The organism is Actinomadura sp. BRA 177 (genome assembly GCF_013372625.1).
Classification (GTDB): domain Bacteria; phylum Actinomycetota; class Actinomycetes; order Streptosporangiales; family Streptosporangiaceae; genus Spirillospora.
In genome coordinates this window covers 1-19,536 of the sequence record NZ_JABXFD010000409.1, presented here as the reverse complement: position 1 = coordinate 19,536, position 19,536 = coordinate 1, and the positions used below count along the sequence as shown (strand labels likewise).

General features: G+C 73.2%; 18 protein-coding genes. 13 read left to right on the top strand and 5 right to left on the bottom strand.

Annotation, left to right across the window (positions count from 1 at the left end; genetic code table 11):
- Positions 1–125 precede the first annotated feature (125 nt).
- Both HUX53_RS24770 and HUX53_RS24765 read right to left on the bottom strand, forming a co-directional pair.
- Positions 126–659: a CGNR zinc finger domain-containing protein gene (locus HUX53_RS24770; protein ID WP_176405620.1), complete on the bottom strand. Its 534-nt coding sequence runs from the start codon at positions 657–659 to the stop codon at positions 126–128.
- A gap of 83 nt (positions 660–742) precedes the next feature.
- Entirely contained in the window at positions 743–2,188 is a 1,446-nt protein-coding gene (locus HUX53_RS24765) for a glutamine synthetase family protein (RefSeq protein WP_217919855.1), read from the bottom strand.
- A gap of 98 nt (positions 2,189–2,286) precedes the next feature.
- Between HUX53_RS24765 and HUX53_RS24760 the strand changes: the two genes are divergently transcribed.
- The 6 genes from HUX53_RS24760 (at position 2,287) to HUX53_RS24740 (ending at position 6,972) form a co-directional block, all read left to right on the top strand.
- Positions 2,287–3,399: an amidohydrolase family protein gene (locus HUX53_RS24760; RefSeq protein WP_309237420.1), complete on the top strand. Its 1,113-nt coding sequence runs from the start codon at positions 2,287–2,289 to the stop codon at positions 3,397–3,399.
- A gap of 27 nt (positions 3,400–3,426) precedes the next feature.
- Positions 3,427–4,815, top strand: coding sequence for an FAD-dependent oxidoreductase (locus tag HUX53_RS24755; protein ID WP_176405618.1), 1,389 nt, complete (start codon positions 3,427–3,429; stop codon positions 4,813–4,815).
- Between the two features lie 300 nt (positions 4,816–5,115).
- Complete coding sequence (locus tag HUX53_RS24750; RefSeq protein ID WP_176405617.1) at positions 5,116–5,271, top strand: hypothetical protein; 156 nt, start codon at positions 5,116–5,118, stop codon at positions 5,269–5,271.
- A 75-nt stretch (positions 5,272–5,346) separates the two neighbouring features.
- Positions 5,347–5,478 carry a hypothetical protein gene (locus HUX53_RS41510; RefSeq protein ID WP_255205598.1) on the top strand — a complete coding sequence of 44 codons (132 nt, stop codon included), beginning with the start codon at positions 5,347–5,349 and terminating at the stop codon, positions 5,476–5,478.
- A gap of 289 nt (positions 5,479–5,767) precedes the next feature.
- The gene (locus HUX53_RS24745; RefSeq protein WP_176405616.1) at positions 5,768–5,959 is read left to right on the top strand and encodes a hypothetical protein; all 192 of its coding nucleotides are present in this window, start codon (positions 5,768–5,770) and stop codon (positions 5,957–5,959) included.
- 344 nt (positions 5,960–6,303) lie between these two features.
- Positions 6,304–6,972 carry a hypothetical protein gene (locus tag HUX53_RS24740; protein ID WP_176405615.1) on the top strand — a complete coding sequence of 223 codons (669 nt, stop codon included), beginning with the start codon at positions 6,304–6,306 and terminating at the stop codon, positions 6,970–6,972.
- A gap of 295 nt (positions 6,973–7,267) precedes the next feature.
- Here the strand turns inward: HUX53_RS24740 and HUX53_RS24735 are convergent, their stop codons facing one another.
- Complete coding sequence (locus HUX53_RS24735; protein ID WP_217919854.1) at positions 7,268–8,428, bottom strand: RNA-guided endonuclease TnpB family protein; 1,161 nt, start codon at positions 8,426–8,428, stop codon at positions 7,268–7,270.
- Positions 8,429–8,881: 453 nt separating this feature from the next.
- Here HUX53_RS24735 and HUX53_RS24730 point away from each other — a divergent pair, with 453 nt between their 5' ends.
- On the top strand, positions 8,882–9,064 hold the full coding sequence (locus HUX53_RS24730; RefSeq protein ID WP_176405614.1) for a hypothetical protein: 183 nt from the start codon (positions 8,882–8,884) through the stop codon (positions 9,062–9,064).
- Between the two features lie 338 nt (positions 9,065–9,402).
- Positions 9,403–10,173, top strand: a complete 771-nt coding sequence (locus HUX53_RS24725) for a DUF4132 domain-containing protein (RefSeq protein ID WP_176405613.1) — start codon at positions 9,403–9,405, stop codon at positions 10,171–10,173.
- Here the strand turns inward: HUX53_RS24725 and HUX53_RS24720 are convergent.
- Entirely contained in the window at positions 10,160–11,275 is a 1,116-nt protein-coding gene (locus HUX53_RS24720) for a cystathionine gamma-lyase (protein ID WP_176405612.1), read from the bottom strand. The two genes, HUX53_RS24725 and HUX53_RS24720, sit on opposite strands and share 14 nt — an antisense overlap.
- Before the next feature lie 111 nt (positions 11,276–11,386).
- On the opposite strand from HUX53_RS24720, the gene HUX53_RS24715 reads away from it, so the two are divergent.
- From HUX53_RS24715 to HUX53_RS24690, 5 genes are read left to right on the top strand one after another with little or no spacing between them, the layout of a single operon-like run.
- The gene (locus HUX53_RS24715) at positions 11,387–14,620 is read left to right on the top strand and encodes a DUF4132 domain-containing protein (protein WP_176405611.1); all 3,234 of its coding nucleotides are present in this window, start codon (positions 11,387–11,389) and stop codon (positions 14,618–14,620) included.
- Between the two features lie 19 nt (positions 14,621–14,639).
- Positions 14,640–16,148, top strand: coding sequence for an AAA family ATPase (locus tag HUX53_RS24710; RefSeq protein ID WP_217919853.1), 1,509 nt, complete (start codon positions 14,640–14,642; stop codon positions 16,146–16,148).
- On the top strand, positions 16,145–16,501 hold the full coding sequence (locus HUX53_RS24700) for a DUF742 domain-containing protein (RefSeq protein WP_176405610.1): 357 nt from the start codon (positions 16,145–16,147) through the stop codon (positions 16,499–16,501). The genes HUX53_RS24710 and HUX53_RS24700 overlap by 4 nt, the downstream gene beginning before the upstream one ends.
- Positions 16,479–17,075, top strand: coding sequence for an ATP/GTP-binding protein (locus tag HUX53_RS24695; RefSeq protein ID WP_176405609.1), 597 nt, complete (start codon positions 16,479–16,481; stop codon positions 17,073–17,075). Before HUX53_RS24700 ends, HUX53_RS24695 begins: the two co-directional genes overlap by 23 nt.
- On the top strand, positions 17,072–18,256 hold the full coding sequence (locus HUX53_RS24690) for a cytochrome P450 (RefSeq protein ID WP_176405608.1): 1,185 nt from the start codon (positions 17,072–17,074) through the stop codon (positions 18,254–18,256). The genes HUX53_RS24695 and HUX53_RS24690 overlap by 4 nt, the downstream gene beginning before the upstream one ends.
- On the opposite strand, the gene HUX53_RS24685 is transcribed toward HUX53_RS24690, so the two are convergent.
- The coding region (locus HUX53_RS24685; RefSeq protein ID WP_176405607.1) for an SPFH domain-containing protein at positions 18,225–19,536 on the bottom strand (1,312 nt) is incomplete at its 5' end. The two genes, HUX53_RS24690 and HUX53_RS24685, sit on opposite strands and share 32 nt — an antisense overlap.

Here is a 19,536-nt window from a genome sequence, read left to right as displayed (position 1 = left end):
TTGAGCGGCGAGCGTCCGGCGCGGTCGCCCCGGTCGGACCGGGGGCGGAAGAACGGGCGTGGCATGCCGTGAGTCCTTCCCGCGTCCCGGCAATATTGCGGTAAAGCCGGTGAATGCGGGGCAGGTCACGTCCGCCGGCGGGCGCGGAACGCGGCGACGTTCGTCCGGTTCGCGCACGCCTCCGAGCAGAACCGGCGCCGCCCCGCCCGGGACGTGTCGGCGTAGACGCGGTCGCAGCCGCCGGCGGCGCAGACGCCGGTCCGGCCGAGCCCGTACTCGACGACCAGCTCGGCGAGGTTCATCAGCGTGGTCGCGCGGAACCGGTCGGGGAGCCGGGACGACGGTGGCGCGTAGTGCATGTGCAGGCCGTGCGGTTCGTGGTCGGACAGGTGCGGGTGCATGGGGATCTCCAGCATCAGCCGGTTCAGCAGCGCCGTCGCGTCCTGGAGCCGGTCGGCCTCGAAGAACGGGCGCAGGATCCGGCCCCAGCGGCGGAACTCCTCGGCGTCGGCGTCCCGGAACTCCTGCCAGAAGAACTCGTTGTCGTGCAGGAGGCGGCGCAGCGCGCCGGCCGAGCCGTCCCCGCCGGTGCTGGTCACGGCGTTGACCAGCGCGACCGCCGCCGACACCCCGTGGCTCCTGTAGCCCGTGACGCCCATTGCCCTGCCTCCGGTCCCGCTCCCGTACCGTAAAAGTTATCTCGGTTATAACCCTTACAGGCGTCGTCCCGGGGAATGCGCCTCTAGTGCCGCCAGCGGGTGGCCGCGGCGATCTCCTCCGGCGTCGCGCCGTCGAACAGGGCGATCTCCCCGCGCCGCACCGCCGCGACCGTGTCGGTCACCGCCTCGCCGAGCGCGTCCCGCAGGACGGTGTCGGCCTCGAACGCCGCGACCGCCTCCGCCAGGGACGACGGGAGCGGCGCGATGCCCCGGGCGGTCCGCTCCTCCTCCGGCAGCCCGGCCGGGTCGACGTCGACCGGTTCGGGGAGCCGCAGGTCGGTGTCGAGACCGTCCCGTCCGGTCGCGAGGAGGGCGGCCAGCAGCAGGTACGGGTTGGCGGCGCCGTCCAGGCACTTGACCTCCAGGTTCGCCGCGGTCGCGCGCTCGCCCTCCGCGCCGGTTACGAACCGCAGCGCCGCCTCCCGGTTCTCCAGCCCCCAGCACGCGAACGCGCCCGCCCAGTGCGACGGGACGAGCCGCAGGTAGCTCGCCACCGCCGGCGCGCCGACCGCCAGCAGCGCCGGGAGCCGGCGCAGGATCCCGGCGGCGAACGCCTCCCCGGGCGCCGTCGTCCCGTACGGGCCGGAGCCGCCCGCCATCGCGTTCGCCGGGCCGTCCGCCGCGTCCTCCCGCCACAGGCTGAGGTGGACGTGGGCGCCGTTGCCGACCGAGTCCGCCTCGACCTTGGGGGAGAACGACGCGGCCAGGCCGTGCTCCATCGACATCGCCCGGACCGTCTCCCGGACCAGGACGGCGGTGTCGGCCGCGCCCAGCGGGTCCTCGGCCGCCACCGACACCTCGTACTGCCCGGCCGCGTACTCCGGGTGCAGCTGCACGACCGTGACGCCCGTCTCCTTCAGCGCCCCGAGGACGTCCCGCAGGTAGCCGGCCAGCTCGGTGACCCGCGTCATCCCGTACGCGGGGCCCTTGCAGGCGGGGACGAAGGCGTCCCCGTCGCCCTTCGACACCGCCCACTCGATCTCGAACGCCGCCTTCACCGACCAGCCCAGCGCGGCGAGCCGGTCCGTCTCGCGGCGCAGCAGGGCCCGCGCGTCCAGCGGGTGCGGGGAGCCGTCCTGCGCGTACCGGTGCGCGGGCGCGTGCGCCCAGCCGGGCAGCGCCGCCATCGGCACCAGCCGCTCCAGGACGGGATGGAGCCGCAGATCGCCGACCGGGCCGCCGATGTGGTTCCCGGACACGATCGAGTCGTCCAGCAGGAACACGTCGAACACCGGGGACATCCCGACGCCCCACGCGGCGGCGTGCTCCAGCCGCTCCACCGGGACGGTCTTGGTGCGGGTGATGCCGCTGACGTCGACCCAGGTGAGCGCGACGCCCACGAGCCCCTCCCCGGCCAGCCTGCGGGCCGCGACGGCGGCGCGGGCGGCGCGCCGGGTGCGCTCGCGGCCGCCGAGCGCGTAGGCGTCCAGGCCGGCCTCCCCGGTGCTGGTCTCAGAGCTCTGTTCCACAGTGCTGGCTCCCGGTCGGAGTGGCGGCGGCGGACGCGGGCACGGCCCGTATGGGCATCGTAGGGAGAACACCGGCTTGTTTCAGGGAGGCGGGCGCCGTGCTGGAGTACGTGGAGTCGCTGCCGCTGGTCGACCACCACTGCCACGGCGTCTTCGGCCGCGCCCTCGACCGGCCCGCGTTCGAGGCGTCGCTGACCGAGGCGGAGACGCCCGGGCCGCCGGGCGTGAGCATGTTCGACACGCAGGTGGGGTTCGCGCTGCGGCGCTGGTGCCCGCCCGTCCTGGACCTGGACGCGCACGCCGAGCCGGACGACTACCTCGCGCGGCGCGCCGAACTGGGCGCGGCCGAGGTCAACCGCCGCTTCCTGGCCGCCGCCGCGCTGGACGCCCTGTACGTCGACACCGGCTACAGCCCGGAGGCGATCCTCGGCCCGGCCGAGCTGGGCCGGCTCGCCGGTGCGGACGCCCACGAGATCGTCCGGCTGGAGACGGTGGCCGAGCAGGTCGCGGCCGGCGGCGTCGAGGCCGCGCGCTTCGCGGACGAGGTGCGCTCCCGCCTCGACGCCCTGGACGTCGTCGGCGCCAAGTCGATCGCCGCGTACCGGGCCGGGCTGGAGCTGTCCGGGCTGCGGCCGTCCGACGCCGAGGTGACCGGGGCGGCCGGGCAGCTGATGCTCGCGGCGGAGGCGGGCGGGAACGGGCCGCGTGTCTGCGACGAGATCCTGCACCGGTTCCTCGTCTGGTGCGCGGTCGACGCGGGGCTGCCCGTCCAGTTCCACGTCGGGTACGGGGACGTGGACGCCGACCTGCGCCGCGGCGACCCGCTCCTGCTGATCGAGCTGCTGCGCGCCATGGACCCCGCCCCGGCGATGCTGCTGCACAACTACCCGTTCCACCGGCACGCCGGCTACCTCGCGCAAGTGCTCCCGAACGTGTACGTCGACGCCGGGCTCGCCACCCACAACCTCGGGCACCGGGCGCCCGCGCTGATCGCCGAGCTGCTGGAGCTGGCGCCGTTCGGGAAGGTGCTGTACTCCTCGGACGCGTTCGGGCTCGCCGAGCTGTACCACCTGGGCGCGCTGCTGTTCCGGCACGGCCTCGCCGGGTTCCTCGCCGGCGGCGCCGAGGACGGGGCGTGGACGTCCGGGGACGCCGGCCGGGTCGCGCGGCTGATCGCGTCCGGCAACGCCCGCCGCGTCTATGGTCGGTGACGAGCCGATCATTCAGGAGGAACCGGTATGGCCGCACGTGAACGCCTGCTCGTCATCGGGGGCGACGCCGCCGGAATGAGCGCCGCGTCCCAGGCCCGCAGGCTGCGCGGCCCGGACGAGCTGGAGATCGTCGCCGTCGAGCGGGGGCACTACGCGTCCTACTCGGCGTGCGGCATCCCGTACTTCGTCGGCGGCGTGGTCGACGAGCTCGACAAGCTGATCGCGCGCACCCCCGCCCAGTTCCGCGACCGGGACATCGACCTGCGGCTGCGCACCGAGGCGGTGGAGATCGACCTGGCCGGCGGGCGGGTGCGCGTCCGCGACGCGGACGGCGGCGCCGAGCGCTGGGAGCACTACGACGACCTCATGATCGGGACCGGCGCCGTCCCGGTCCGGCCGCGCCTGCCCGGGGCGGACGCGAAGGGGATCCACGGCGTCCAGGTCCTGGGCGACGGGGTGGCGATCCGCCGCGCCCTCGAAGAGCGGGCGCCGCGCCGCGCCGTCGTGGTGGGCGGCGGCTACATCGGCCTGGAGATGGCCGAGGCGATGGTGATGCGCGGCCTGGAGGTGTCCCTGGTGGACGCCGCCGAGCAGCCGATGGGCACCCTCGACCCGGACATGGGCGCCATCATCGCGGACGCGATGCGCGGCCTCGGCGTCCAGCTGTACCTGGGGGAGCCCGTCGAGGGCTTCGACACGTCGCCGGACGGGCACGTCACCGCCGTCCGCACCGGGAGCCGGACGCTGCCGGCGGACCTGGTCGTCCTCGGCCTCGGCGTGAAGCCCGCGTCCCGGCTGGCCCGCGAGGCGGGCGTCGAGACCGGCCCGACCGGCGGCATCGTCACCGACCGGCGGATGCGGACCCGGTCGGAGCGGGTGTGGGCGGCGGGCGACTGCGTCGAGAGCCGCCACCTGGTGTCCGGCGGGCCGGCCGCGATCCCGCTCGGCACGCACGCCAACAAGCAGGGGCGCGTCGCCGGCATCAACCTCGGCGGCGGCTACGCCACCTTCCCCGGCGTCGTCGGCACCGCCGTGGCGAAGATCTGCCAGTGGGAGGTCGCGCGGACCGGGCTGAGCGAGCGGGAGGCGGCCGCCGCCGGGTTCGCGACGCTCAGCGTGGTCGTGGAGTCGACCACCCGCGCCGGCTACCACCCGGGCGCCACCAAGATGAAGACGAAGCTGATCGCCGAGCGGCGGTCGGGGCGGCTGCTCGGCGCGCAGATCGTCGGCGAGGAGAACGCCGCCAAGCGCATCGACGGGCTCGCCATCGCGCTGTGGAACCGGATGACGGTCGAGGACATGACCGGCCTCGACCTCGGCTACGCGCCGCCGTTCGCGCCCGTCTGGGACCCGGTCCTGATCGCCGCCCGCAAGGCCGCCGACGCCGTCGAGGCGGACATGCGCGCCCGTTCCTGATCGTAATGTCGGTGATCTCCCATAACGTGTGGCGGCAGGAGCTTCGCGGGGGCCGCTGCGGCCGATGAGGACACCTGGGAGACGCCGGACGCGTGGCGGAAGCTGATCCATCCGCGCCGCGACCGGCCGTGGCCCGCGGAGGCGTGGATCGACGACGCCGGGGCCGGGAGGGCGCGGGCGCTGCTGGACGCCGCGCGGTCCGACATCGAGGACGTCCTCGCCCTGCCCGGCACGGCGCCCACGCTGGCCGAGCACGGCCGCGCCCACCTGGCCGGTTCGCCGAGCCCGCTGGGTGCGGCGGTGGCCGCCGGCCTCGCGGTCTCGAAGCGGGGGCTGCGCCAACTCGGGGAGGACGCGCCGTTCGCGGACGCGTGGGCCGCCGAGCACGGGCTGCCGTTCGCCGCCTGCGCCTACGCGGAACTGGCCGCCATTACGGTCGACTACCGGCAGATGTGACATCAGCAGCCGTGGGCGGGTGTCCGGGACCACGTGCCCGCTGACTAGACGGGTGGCTGGTGGACGCAGGAGCGCGTGGCCCGCCAGCTCCGCACGATGCTGGCCGCCACCGGGGACGACGTTTACGCTGATGCGGTGGAGTGGCTGGCCCGCCGCCGGACGCCCTCGCAGCGGCTGGTCGTGTCCTATCTGGTACCGACCCGGTAGGACTGGGTCGACGAAGTCTGCGCGGATCCGGTCATTGCGGCCCTGCCCGACCACGTGTCCATCCGCTGGATGCTGTTCTGCTCGCTCGGCAGAGCCATCAGGTGGATCCGGATCGTCTCCCGCTCGGTCACCACCGTGGCCTGAGCATCCTCGCCACCCTGGTGAACGGGCTCGGGGCGGACGCCGTGCCACTGCTGGCGAAGGCCCTGGACGGCGATTACCTCAGCACCGACATCAGGCGGGCCATGCTGGACGTCATCGCCGCGCTGCCCTTCGAGGGGGGCATCCCATGCCCTCATCGATCGGGACCGGCAACGTCCCGCCCGCGGTGCTCGCCGCGGCCCACTCCTTCCCCGAGCGTGGGGTACGGCTGCTGGCCGCTTCGGCGCGGGAGCCGGGGGTGGAGACGCTGGTGGACAGACGCGTCCTCACCCGTCCGGAACTGGTGGAGGAGGTGCTGGAACCGCCGGCGGAGGCGTGAGCGGCGATCGAGGCGATCCGGGAGCCCGCCTCCGGAGCTTTGGAGCTCCGGCCTCGGCGCTGCCGCCGTTGCTCGCCGCCCCGCCGTGGACCCGTTCTGGGACGAACCAAGCCCGTCCTCACCAAGGATCTACCGGCGCCGGCACCGCTCGATCGCGTGGAAGCCGGGGGAGCGCGCGACGCCTGGCGGGTCGTTCCGCTCATCTGTGGGCGCAGCGCATGGACTGGGACGCCGATGCGCTCAGGTACCAAAAGTGGGGACTCTCCGCCTTCAAAGAGGCCGCCTTCCTCGTGGAAGCGCCCGAGGAGCTGGTGCGCCGGCTGTAAGCCGGCCCGGATTGGGACATGGAGGAGGCTGCACGGACCCTCCTGGCCCGGTTCGAGTTGGACGTGCTGGACGGCGCCGTCCACATCGCGCGGCAGCATCCCACGAACTGCGACGACATCCTGCTGACCTACCTGAGCGACGAGAGCGCCCGGCTGATGGCTGACTGGCACGCCCGGCTCAGGCAAGCCGGGAGGACGGCGCGCACCTGGTTCTGGCGGCATGGTCTCGCGGCCGTCCCCGCCCTGCTGCCGGACGCGCTGGGGAAGGCGGGGCGCCGCACGGCGCGCCGCCGGGAGCGCGCTGCGGCTGCTCGCGCCCCGGCACGGAGCGGAGGCGGTCGTCGAGGCGGCCCGCGTCCACGGCGGCAGGCCGCCGGGGTGATCGAGGCGCTGCTGTCCACCGAACCACTGGACGTCCTGCTGGCGCAGATCCCGGCGATTGGGGAGTGGGCCGACACGCGCCTGCTCCCGCAGATCCTGCTCCGCGACCGTGTGCACGCCCTGCCGACCAGCGCCGCGCAGCACGTGGTGACCATGCAGGCGTTGTCCAAGCCGGGTGAGGAATACGCCGGGGTGTACGTCGTCCACGAGCTGTGCGACCCCGGGTTCGCTCGCGCGGTTCGGCTGGGAGCTGCTCCAGGGCTGGGAGGTGCAGGGCTCGCCGCCCAGAGAGAACTGGGCCGCTGACGTAGCTCGTCCTGACCGGCGACGGCGAGACCGTCCGCCGCCTCACCCCGATGATCCGGGCCTGGCCGGGCGACGGCGGGCACGCCAAGGCCGTGACCGGGCTGGACGTCGTCGCGTCCATCGGCACCGACGTCGCCCTCATGCATCTGCATGGCATCGCCCGTGTGAAGTACAAGGGGGTCAACTACTCAGCCCTGAGGACCGGGCTTGCCGGTTCGGTCCTTGGGGCTTTGTTTGCGCTCCCGACTGCCCGCTACGGCGGGGCGGTCACGGGTCGCATCCACCCGCCCTCACGCTATGTGGGGGCGGGTTGGGGCATGTTGACGAATACCCACGCCGAGCGTGCGCGGTCGCGCACGTTGACCCCGGCGACGTGGTCGGCGGGCCCAGCGAGGCCGCACCGACGACAGCAGAAATGGTCCCGAGCGGGCCGGTTGGCCCGCGCGGTGTGGCCGCAGCGCGGGCAGCGCTGCGAGGTGTAGGCCGGATCCACCTCGATGAACGGCACGCCGGCACGGCGGGCCTTGTAGGCGATGAACGCGCCCAACTGGTGGAAGGGCCAACAGGACAGGCGTGCCCGCTGGTCGCGAGGAACCGTGACCCGTCCGCGGATCCCACTCAGCTCTTCGAGTGCGATGCCGCGTCCGGTGCGTGCCGCGACGGCAACGACCTGTTTGGCGATCTTGTGGTTGACGTGCCGAGCGTGCCGCGCCTCCCGGCGAGCCCGCTTCTTCAACCGCCTGGCGGCCGACCGGGTGCGTTTGGCCTGGAGTTCGGCGCGTTTGCGGGCCTGCCACCGCCGGTACCGGGAAAGGCGGCGACCTTGATGGTTGTCACCGTCGCTGGTGGTGGCAAGGTTGACGATGCCACGGTCCACCCCCACCCAGTCAGCGGGTTCCTGCACTTCCGGTTCGGGGACGTCGCAGGTGGCGAGCAAGAACCATTTCCCGTCCCGGCGGATGAGGTCGGATTCGCCCCTGCGGTGCGCGGCCAGCATCTTGGCCTGGTCGGGTGAGCAGGCGAACCGCAGGTTCCTGCACCGCCCCGCCACCGTCCAGATGCTGACGGTGCCCGCGTCCAACTGCCATGACAGGCACCGGTCGTCGTAGGTGTGCGCGGCGTCGGAGCGGAACACGATCGGTTTGGATGCGGCCTTGCGGCGGCGCTTGGATGCCGGGCCGCCGAGGTTGCCGTTGCGGATGTTGGCGCGGAGGGTGGTGTAGGCGTCCACGACCCGTTTGATCACGTGCTGGGCGGCCTGGGCGCCCAGCCCGCCGGCTTTGAGGTCTGCGTAGCACAGCGTCCGCAGAGGCAGTTCACGGCCGCGCAGCCCGAACAGCTCGAACGCCACGGCCGCCACCTGGTTGGCGGCGGTGTTGACGTGATGGAGGGTGTCAGTCAGCGCCGCCGCCTGCTCGGGCGTCGGCAGCAGCTTCACCTGCACCACCAGTTTCACATTCTGTGACTGTATCATTACATTCATTGAGATGTCTGGGGACCGACCTGGGTGACGCTGACGCGCCGCGTGCCTCGGAAGCGATTTTCTTCCGGCCCGGAAGACCGAGGTTCCTAATGAAAGCCCGCGAGTCGCCATCCGGGAGACTTGGTGCCTGGTAGCCGCCGCCAGGTGAGCACTATAGGTTCCTGGACGCCAGAGTCCTGTGGCGAGATCGTGCCAGCGCCTCGCTCGTGAGCGGCTCGACCGGCCCGGCCTCGCGGCCATCCCCTATCTGGTGCTGGATGTGCCCGGCAAGCGTCGGCCCCGTCGCAACGCGATCAGGGCACTGCAAACCCATTGAGGGGACGTCGTCGAAGCCGCTCGCGTCTACGGTGACGAGGCCGGGGGGCGCGGCGCAGCCCTCCTCGCCGCCGCGCCTGCCCAGCCTCCGTACAAGCCGCCGCTCCCCAAGTGGCTGAACCTGGACACCTGCCCCGTCCGGCGCTGAAGGGCGGCGGGGAACTGCCGTCCGACGCGGTCCGCGACCTGCTGCTCGCCTTGTCTGCGCCGCCGAGCCGGGGCATCGACGTCACACCGGTCACGGACGGCGCCGCCGAGATCTGCGAGCCGGAGTCGCTCACTGCCTTCGCCTAGACCCTGTTCGAGCATGGCGGGATGCCGGGATGCGGGCCGCAGCGGGTTCGTCCTGTCCATGCTGGGACGGTTCGGCGACGACGCGACCGCCCGCCGTCTCGCCCCACTGCTGCAGGAGTGGCCGGGGCAGAGCGGCGGCCGCCACCGCGCCGCCCAAGGGCTCGGCGTGTTCGTCGAGATCGGCAGCGACGCCGCCCTGGCGCAGCTGAACGGGATCGCGCAGAAAGTGCCGGTACAAGGGCCTGCAAGCGGAAGCGGAGGACCGGCTCTCGGACATCGCGGAACGTCGCTGCCTGACCGCCGACCAGCTCGCCGACCGGCTCGTCCCCGACTTCGGCTTGGACGCCGACGGCCGGCTGACCCTCGACTACGGGCCGCGCAGCTTCACCATCGGCTTCGACGAACAGCTCAAACCGACCATCTCCGATGAGAACGGCAAGCCCCGCAAGTCACTGCCCAAACCCGGCGTGAAGGACGACCCCGACCTCGCGTCCACCGCCTACAAGCGCTTCGCGGAACTGAAGAAGGACGTCCGCGAGGTGGCGTCCGTCCAGGTCGCGCGCCTTGAGTCGTCCATGGTGCAGGGCAGGGGATGGACGGCCGCCGAGTTCGGCGAGTTCGTCGTCCGGCACCCGCTGATGTGGCACCTGGCCCGCCGCCTCGTCTGGCTGAGCGACGGCGATCAGGCGTTCCGCCTCGCCGAGGACCGGACGTGCGCCGACCTGAACGACGAATCGGTGAAGCTCCCCCAGCCGTTCCCGCAGCTCGGCCGTCCCGTCCTCACCCTGGCCGACGGCGAGGGGAAGGACGGCCGGCTGGAGCGGTTCGAGGGCCTGACCGTCCCGACCGGGAAGCTCCTCGGCCTCACCCGGACGTCCTGGCGGCGTGGGGCACCGCAGGACAACGGCATCGAACACTGGATCACCTGGGAGCTCGCCCCGGACGCACCCGTCGTGGTCGACCTGAGCCCCGGAATCGCGGTCGGCTATGTGGAGCTGAACCCGGAGCAAACGATCGAGCGGGTCCGGGCCGAGAACAGCTTCGACGACATCGACCCGGTCCTCGTCTCCGAACTCCTCACCGACCTGACGAGCCTCACCGCTCCCTAGGCGAAGGGGACGGCAGGGCCTGGAGGACGTCCGCGACGAGATCCTGGGTGTCCTCGATGCCGGCCGAGAAACGGACGAATCCCGGTTCGACGGCGTCGCCGCCCCAGCGTCCGCGCCGTTCCGCGGAACTGTGCACGGCGCCGAAACTGGTGGCCTGCATGACGAGCCGGAGCGACCCGAGGAACCGTTCGGCGGCCTCTTCGCTCGGCAGCGTGAACGAAACGACGCACCCGAACCGCCGCATCTGCCGGGCCGCGACCGCGTGCGCCGGATCGTCCGGCAACCCCGGATACCTGAGCCCTGAAACCCGCCCCCGCAACGCCTCGGCCACCGCCAGCGCATTGGCGGCCTGCCGCTCCAGCCTCAGTTGCAGGGTGGCCAGCGACCGGTGCGCCAGCCAAGCTTCCATTGGCCCAGGAATGGCGCCCACGGTCTTGCGCCAGAACCGGACTGCCTCGGCCAGCTCCGGATCGCGCGTAGCGACATGCCCGATCAGCAAATCGCCGTGCCCGCTCAAAGCCTTGGTGTCACTCGCGACGGAGAAATCGGCGCCCAAATCCAAGGGCCGCTGCCCCAACGGCGTGGCCAGCGTGTTGTCCACCGCCACCAGCGCTCCCGCCGCATGCGCGGCCTCGACGACCCGCGCGATATCGCACACGTCCAGACCCGGGTTGGACGGCGACTCCAGCCAGACCAGCCGGGCTCCGCCCACCAACGCGATCTGCGCGTCCCCGGCGGTGGGCGCCATCCGCACCACCGCCCCGTACGACTCCAGCCGCTCTTTCAACACCCGCGTCACCTGGTAGCAGTCGCCCGGCATGACGACGACGTCGCCGACCCGCACCTGCGACAGGAGTACGGCCGACACGGCGGCCATTCCCGACGAGAAGGAAACGACCTCGGCGCCGCCTTCAAGCTCCCCGATCGCCCCCTCCAGGAGCGTCCACGTCGGATTGGTGTCCCGCCCGTACGTGTAAGGCCCGCTCGCCTCACCGGCCAGGTGAAAATGCGACGCGAAAACCGGCCCCGGCAGGCTCGGTGCGTAGTTCTCCGCCTCCGGCCGCCCGGCCCCGACGGCCAGCGTCCCGTCTCCGATCCCCATCCGCGCCTCCCGGTCGGCAATGAACCCGATCGCCGGTTCCCTTACCCGCTCGGGGGTTCGCGCAGCCCGACCGGTGATCTTTTGTCGGCGTGCTCCTCTAGCGTTGGCGCCATGGAAGACCACCTCCCCGATGAGGGCGCTCTGGCGATCCCGGACGCCTGGCGGCGCACCCTGCACCCGCGCCGCGGCGGCGTCCCTGGCCCGCGGATCAAGCTGGACGCGTCGGCGCCGGCCACCGTCCGCGCCCTCATCGAGGAGACCGGCGCAAGGATCGAGTCGCTGATCGAGAGCCGGTACGGGGACCCGGCGCTCAGCGAGGCCGCACGCCGGTACTTGAACGGCGCGGACGACCCCGCCGGTGCGGGTGCGGTCGCGGCCGTCACCGCGCCCAGCGGCAACGCCGAAGAGCGGGACCGGACGCACCGCGCATTCGTCGACGCGTGGACGGCCGGGCACGGGCTCCCGTTCACCGCGTGCGCACTGGTGGAACTGGCCGCGATGAGGCAGCGCCGTGCAGGCACCGTGCGCTACCGGGGCCGCGACGACCTCGGCGGCATGGTGCTGGAGACCGCGCGGCGCGTCCGCTCCCTGCTGGCCGCCGCGGACGACACCGACTACGCCGAGGCCGAGCGCCGCCTGGAAGCGCACCGGACGTCGCCGATGGCGCGGTGGGTCGTGTCGTACCTCGTCCCGACCCGGCACGACTGGGTGGACGAGTGCACCACCGCCCGCCTCGACCACGCGCTGCGCACGCTGCGGTTCCTCGCAGTCGGGACCGCCGCACACCTCGGGACCCCGCCGCCCGGCCTGTACTACGGGGAGGCGAGCCGGGCACTGCTGGCGACCCTGCTGGACGGGATCGGCGCGGACGCGCTGCCCTTCCTCCTCCACAACATCGACGACTCCTACATCGACAGCCGTTCCGCGAAGATGCTGTTCGAGGCGGTCGCCGTGCTGCCGTCCGACGATGCGTTCCGCGCGATCCTGGACCGTCTCGACCGCAGGCACGCGCGTGCCGCGCTGCACGACGCGATGGCGAGGTTCCCGGTGCGGGCGCTGCGGCTGCTGGCGCGTGCGGGTGCCGACGACCTGCTGAAGGAGCACGTCCAGGTCCATGCCGAGGTGGTCGCGGCGGTGCTGCCGGGCCTGCCGGACGACGTGCGCGCGGTCGTGGAGCCGCTCGCGGCGGCGTCCGTCCGCGTCCCGGACGCCCCGCCGGAAATGCTCCCGGGCTTCCTCGCGGCTCCACCCTGGGGCGGCGAGGCGCGGCCCCTGGTGCCCGGACTGGCACCGCCGCGCACCCGCACGATCCGCTGGCTGGACGGCGAACGCGACGAATGGCTGAACAACCCCGTCGCCGGGATCCCCGAGCCGGACGCCACGGACTGGGTCGCGCTCGCCGAGACCTGCCGCGACGGCGGCGACTGGCGCGCCGAGGCACGGCTCATGGTGCACGGCCCCGAAGACGTGGTCCGCCCGCTGCTCGCGGACTGGTCCAGTTCGGGCTGGCGGGCCTGGAGTTGGATGCGGATCGTCATCGCCAGGTACGAACTGGACGCGCTGCCCCTCGCGCTGCGGCTCGCGGCGGACGAGCCGGCGAGCCGGTGCGACCTGCTGCTGCCCTACCTCGACGCCGGCGTCGCCGCGCTGATGGGCGAATGGTCGACCAGGCGCGACAAGGTCGCCGCCACGGCCCGCGCCTGGCTCGACCGGCACGGCCTGGACGCCGTCCCGTTCCTGGTCCCGGCCGCGCTCGGCGCCCGCGGGAAGGGCCGGCGCGCCGCCGAGAGCGCGCTCCGCCACCTGAGCCTGCGGCACGACCCGGACGCCATGGTGGCGGCGGCGCCGGAAGCCGCGGACGGTCTCCGCGCCCTGCTCGCCGCGCACCCCGCGCAGACCGGCCTGCTCAAGCGCCCGAAGATCGGCGACTGGCTGAACCCGGCCGCGCTCCCGCAGGTCCTGCTGCGCGGACGCGAGCACGCCCTGCCACCGGAGGCGACCCGCACCCTGGCCGAGCTGCTGGCGCTCCGGACCCCGCACGGCATGGCCGAGATCGAGGGCGCGTGCGACTCCGGCTCGCTGGCCGGATGGGGCTGGGCGGTGTTCGGAAGATGGCGGGACGCGGGCGCCCCGGCCAGGGACGGCTGGGCGCTGGCGCAGCTCGGCCGGACCGGCGACGACGCGACCGTCCGCCGCCTCGCCCCGGTCATCCGGGCCTGGCCGGGGACGGGCGGCCACAGCAAGGCGGTCGCGGGCCTGGACGTGCTCGCCGAGATCGGCACCGAGGTCGCCCTGATGACGCTGCACGGCATCGCGCTGCGCGTGAAGTTCACCGGGCTGCGGGCCGCCGCCGAGGAACGGCTGCACCAGGTCGCGGCCGGGCTCGGGCTGTCCACCGAGCAGCTCGCCGACCGGCTCGTCCCGTCCTTCGGGCTGGAAGCGGACGGGTCCCTCACCCTCGACTACGGGCCGCGCCGCTTCACCATCGGGTTCGACGAGCAGCTCAAACCGTACGTCGCGGACGAGACCGGCAAGCGGCGCAAGACCCTCCCGAAGCCCGGCGCGAAGGACGACCCCGACCTCGCGCCCGCCGCGTACCAGCGGTTCACCGGCCTGAAGAAGGACGTCCGCACCGCCGCGTCCGACCAGCTCCGCCGCCTCGAACGCGCCATGGTCGCGGAACGGCGCTGGACCGCCGCCGAGTTCCGCCGCCACCTGGCCGGGCATCCGCTCGTCCGGCACATCGCCCGCCGCCTGGTCTGGGTCGCCGAGGACGGCGACAAGGCGGCCACGTTCCGGATCGCCGAGGACGGGACGTTCGCCGACGCCGCCGATGACGCCTTCACCCTCGCCGGGTCCGCCCGCGTGGGCATCGCCCACCCGCTGCACCTGGACGTCGGCGCCTGGTCGGAGGTGTTCGCCGACTACGAGATCCTTCAGCCGTTCCCGCAGCTGGGCCGTCCCGTCCATGCCCTGACCGGCGAGGAGCGGGAGAGCGGGCGGCTGGCCCGGTTCGAGGGCCTCAAGGTGCCGTTCGGGAAGGTGCTCGGCCTGGTCCGGCTCGGCTGGGAGCGCGGCGAGCCGCAGGATGCGGGCGGCGAGCGGTGGATCTCCCGCCGTGTCGCCGCCGGCCGCTACGTTGTCATCGACCTGGATCCGGGCATCTCGGTCGGCGCCGTCGACGCGTCGGGCGACCACCAGACGCTCCGGTACGTGTGGCTCGCCACCGAACCCGACGACTACCGGCCCCGCACGGGAACTCCGCTGACCTTCGGGGAACTGGACGACGTCATCGCGTCCGAGATCCTCGCCGACCTGGAAACCCTCGCGGAAGCCGCGAACTGAGCACCCCGGAAAAGGAACGATGAGCGACGACACCAACGAGTACCAGCGGCCCCCGGCCGAGGTCAGGTTCGCCGATGAGCTCGACCGGCTTCGGGATGACGACTCCGGGCCGCGGCCGCCGGGGTGGGCGCTGAGCCTGACGGCGGCGCGGCGGTTCATCGTGGGGGACGACGCGCTCGGCGTGACCCGCAAGTTCGTCGGGGACACCGCGCTCATCGACCGGGCGCTCGTGACCCTCGCCACGAGCCGCGGGCTGATGCTCGTCGGAGAGCCGGGGACGGCGAAGTCGCTGCTGTCGGAGCTGATCGCGGCGGCCGTCAGCGGGACGTCCACGCTGACGATCCAGGGCGGCGCGGCCACCACCGAAGACCAGATCAAGTACTCGTGGAACTACGCGCTGCTCGTCGCGGAGGGGCCGTCTACGCGGTCGCTGGTGCCGGCGCCGCTGCACACCGGGATGGCCGAGGGGAAGGTCGTCCGGTTCGAGGAGATCACCCGCTGCCCGCTGGAGGTGCAGGACTCGCTGCTTTCGCCGCTGTCCGACCGGGTTCTCGCGATTCCGGAGCTGAGCGGGAAGGAGGCGATGGTGTTCGCGCGGGACGGGTTCAACGTCATCGCGACCGCCAACACCCGCGACCGGGGCGTCAACGAGATGAGCGCGGCGCTCAAGCGGCGGTTCAACTTCGAGACCGTGTTCCCGATCGCCGACTTCGGCACCGAGCTGGACCTGGTCGAGCAGGAGGCGCGGCGGCTGCTGGAGCACAGCGGCGTGCAGGCCCCGCCGCGCCGGGACGTCCTCGAAGTGCTGGTCACCACGTTCCGGGAGCTGCGCGACGCCACCACCGAGGACGGCCGGGCCATGGACCGGCTGTCGGCGGTGATGAGCACGGCGGAGGCGGTGTCGGTCGCGCACCAGGTCGGGGTCCGGGGCTGGTTCCTGCGCGGCGAGCCGGGCGGCGCCGCCGACATCGTCGAGTGCCTCGCCGGGACCGCCGCCAAGGACAGCCCCGACGACCTGGCCCGGCCGCGCCGCGACGCCGCCGGGCGGCGAGGACACCGACAGCAAGGAGCCGCGGCCATGAACTCCGCGGTCGACGACAAGGGGTGGAACGGCTCGATGGACGACGGTACGAACCGGCTCGGCTGGATGCTGGACGACGCGCTGCGGATGCCGGAGACCCGCTACGCGGTCCTGCTGTCGGCCGACGGGCTGCTGATGGCGCACTCCGAGCGGATCGGCCGGGACGAGGCGGAGCGGCAGGCGGCCGGCATGGCGGGCCTGCAGTCGCTCGCCCGCAGCACCGCCGAGTTCTGCGGCGACGCGGGCAGCACCTGGCGGCAGACGGTGAACGAGTTCGACGACGGCTACGTGTTCCTCGTCGCGGCCGGCCCCGGCGCCTACCTCGCGGTGTCGGCGACGCAGCACGTGGACATGGAGACCGTGTCGTTCCGGCTGCAGGAACTCGTGCAGCGGCTGGGCAAGGAGCTGACCAGCCCGCCGCGACCCGGCGCGGGCAGTCCCGCATGACCCCGCGCAGGAACGAGCGCGCGCTGGTGCGCCCGCACGTCGTCACCGGCGGCCGGGCGCACCCGACCCGCAACGTGTTCGACCTCGTCACGCTCGTCATCGCCACCGGCGACCTGCCCCGCACCGGCCTCTCCCCGGAGAAGCTCCGCATCGTCTCGCTGTGCCGGGGCGGCGCGCTGTCGGTCGTCGAGATCTCCGGGCACCTCGGGCTGCCCGTCGGGGTCGTCAAGGTGCTGCTCTCCGACCTCGTCGACAGCGGGCACCTCACCACCCGGGCGGCCGCGCCCGCCGCACAGCAGCCGAAGGCCCGGCTCCTTCAGGAGGTGCTCGATGGACTCCGCGCCCGCCTCTGACCCGTCCTACGTGCGCGACAGCGTCCGGACGGCCGTCAAGGTCCTCATCGTGGGGCACTTCGCCGTCGGCAAGACCACCTACGTCGGGACGCTGTCGGAGATCCGCCCGCTGCGCACCGAGGAGCGGATGACGCAGGCCGGCGCGGCCATCGACGACCTCGCCGGCATCCGCGACAAGACGACCACCACCGTCGCGATGGACTTCGGCCGCCTCACCCTCAGCGACGACCTCGTCCTGTACCTGTTCGGCGCGCCCGGCCAGCAGCGCTTCACCCGGCTGTGGGACGACCTGGCGCGCGGCGCGCTCGGCGCGCTGATCCTCGTCGACACCGCGCGGCTCAAGGAGTCGTTCGACGTCATGGACCTCGTGGAGAAGCAGGGCCTCCCGTACGCGGTGGCCGTCAACCACTTCGACGGCTCGCCCGTCTTCCCCGACGCCGAGGTGCGCGAGGCCCTCGACCTCGCCCCCGGGACGCCGCTCGTCAGCTGCGACGCCCGCGACCGCAGGTCGTCCACCGAGGCGCTGATCTCGCTCGTCGACCACCTCCTCACCCTGGATCGGGAACCCGCATGACCGAAGCCGAGCGCATCCCCCTGTACGGCCCCGAGTACGCGCGGAACCCGGCCGCCGCCTATGCCCGGATGCGCGCCCACGGCGACCTCGCGCCCGTCGAGCTGGCCCCCGGCGTCCCGGCGACGCTGGTCATCGGGTACGAGGCGGCGCTGGAGATCCTCCGCGACCCGGACATGTTCCCGCGCTGCAGCGAGGTGTGGGAGGAGGAGGTCGGCCCGAGCTGCCCGGTGCTGCCGATGATGATGTCGCGACCGAACGCGCTGTTCACCAACGGCTCCGTCCACGCGCGGCTCCGGTCGGTGATCGTCGACAGCCTGGGGCGCGTCGACCCGGTGTCGCTGCGCGACCACGTCCAGGACAGCGCGGACGCCCTCATCGACCGGTTCGCGGCCGACGGCAAGGCCGACCTCATCGGCCAGTACGCTCGGACGCTGCCGCTGCTGGTGTTCAACCAGATGTTCGGCTGCCCGCGCGACATCGGCGACAAGCTCGTCCGGGGCATGAGCGCCCTCTTCGACGCCGAGGGCGCCGAGGAGGGCAACGCGCTGCTCGTGCAGGCCACCGGCGAGCTCATCGCGCACAAGCGGCGGACGCCGGGCGCGGACGTGACGTCGTGGATGATGCGGCACCCCGCCGAACTCGACGACATGGAGATGGCGCACCAGATCACGCTGCTCGTCGGCGCGGGCACCGAGCCGGAGCAGAACCTCATCGCCAACGGCATCCTGCTGCTGCTGTCGGACGACCGGTTCGGCGGCGACCTGTCCGGCGGCAGCATGCCCGTCGAGGACGCCCTGGACGAGATCCTGTGGACCGACCCGCCGATGGCGAACTACGGGACGACGTTCCCCCGCCACGACATCGACTTCCACGGGCACACGCTGCCCGCCCACCAGCCCGTCCTGATCAGCTACGGCGCGGCGAACACCGACCCGTCCCGGGCGGTCGCCGACCGGAAGGGCAACCGCGCGCACCTGTCCTACGCCGGCGGGCCGCACACCTGCCCGGCGAAGAGCCACTCGCGGCTGATCGCGTCCGCCGCCATCGAGGTGCTCCTCGACCGGCTGCCCGACCTGGACCTCGCCGTCCCGAGGGACGCGCTGGAGTGGCGGCCGGGCCCGTTCCACCGCGCCCTGGTCGCCCTGCCCGTCACCTTCCCGCCGGCGGAGAGCCGCCCCTGACCGACCCGTCCCCGGCGGACCCGTCCGTGGCGGCGCGCAGCGCGCCGAGCACGGCCGTCAGCTGCGTGATCAGGCCGGCCACGCTGGTCTGGTCCACGCCGTTGACGGTGACGGTGCGCAGCTCGTCCGGCTTCGGCAGCCGCGCCATGATCTCCGGCAGCGAGGCGATGAGCCGCGCCTGCACCGCCGCGGGCGTCCGGTCGTTCTCGATCCCGGCGCGGGCGGTCTCCCGCTCCAGCTTCAGCAGGGCCAGCTCGTGCCGGGACCGCGCCGCGGACTCGGCGAGGGCCAGCTCGCCCTCGGTGCGGAGCCGCGCGAGCTCGTGGTCGCGCTCGATGCGCAGCCGCCCCGTCTCCGCCTCCTCCGCGTGCCGCTCGCGCTCCATCCGCAGCGCGTGCCGCGTCGTCTCCGTCTCCAGCTCGGCGACCTCGCGGGCGTCGTCGTGCTCGCGCCGGGCGCGGCGCAGCCTCTCGGCCGCCTCCGCCTCGAACAGCCGCGACTCGTTGGCCGCGCGCAGCTCGGCCAGCTCCCGCTCGTGGTCCAGCCGCTGCGACTCCGTGGTCCGCGCGGCCGCCATCTCGCGCTGCCCGACGACCTCCCCGGCCGCCAGCTCGGCCAGCCGCGCGACCTGCTCCTGCTCGGCCCGGTACGGCTTCTGCAGGTTCTCCCACAGCTTGGACGAGCTGACCACGGCCTCCTTGATCTGCACGGTGACGATGCGCAGCCCGAGCCCCTGGTCGCTCGTGTCCTCCCCCTCCGCCACCGCGCGCAGCCGGGCCGTCAGCTCCTCGATGATGGGCTGCTTGTCGCTGAGGACGTCCCGCACCCCCATCGTGGAGACCTTGTCCTTGATCGCCGCTTCGGCCTGCTCGCGGAGCTGCAGGTTCACCAGCCGCATCGGGTCGTCGGCGTCGCCGAAGTCGAGCTTGCGGTAGGCGGTCCCGAAGTCCTGGATGATCCACTGGACGTAGCCCTGGACGAGCACGCCCTGCAGCTCGCCGCAGATGCAGTACGCGTTGATGAGGATCGTCTGCGTCGCGCCCGGCACCACGATGAACGAGTCGGTGGACGGGTTGAACCGGAACGACACGCCGAGCCCGATGTGCAGCGGCTCGGCCCGTCCGCGCCGGGTGTGCACGACGAACGCGTTCGGCGGGACGAGCACGTTCTTCCACCGCCAGAACCCGGTGATCCGCACGTCCACCGGGCCGGGCGCGGTGCGGTCGCCCGCCGCGGCGCGCCCGGCCCGGTGGCTGTCCCTCACACACACCCGCAGCGGC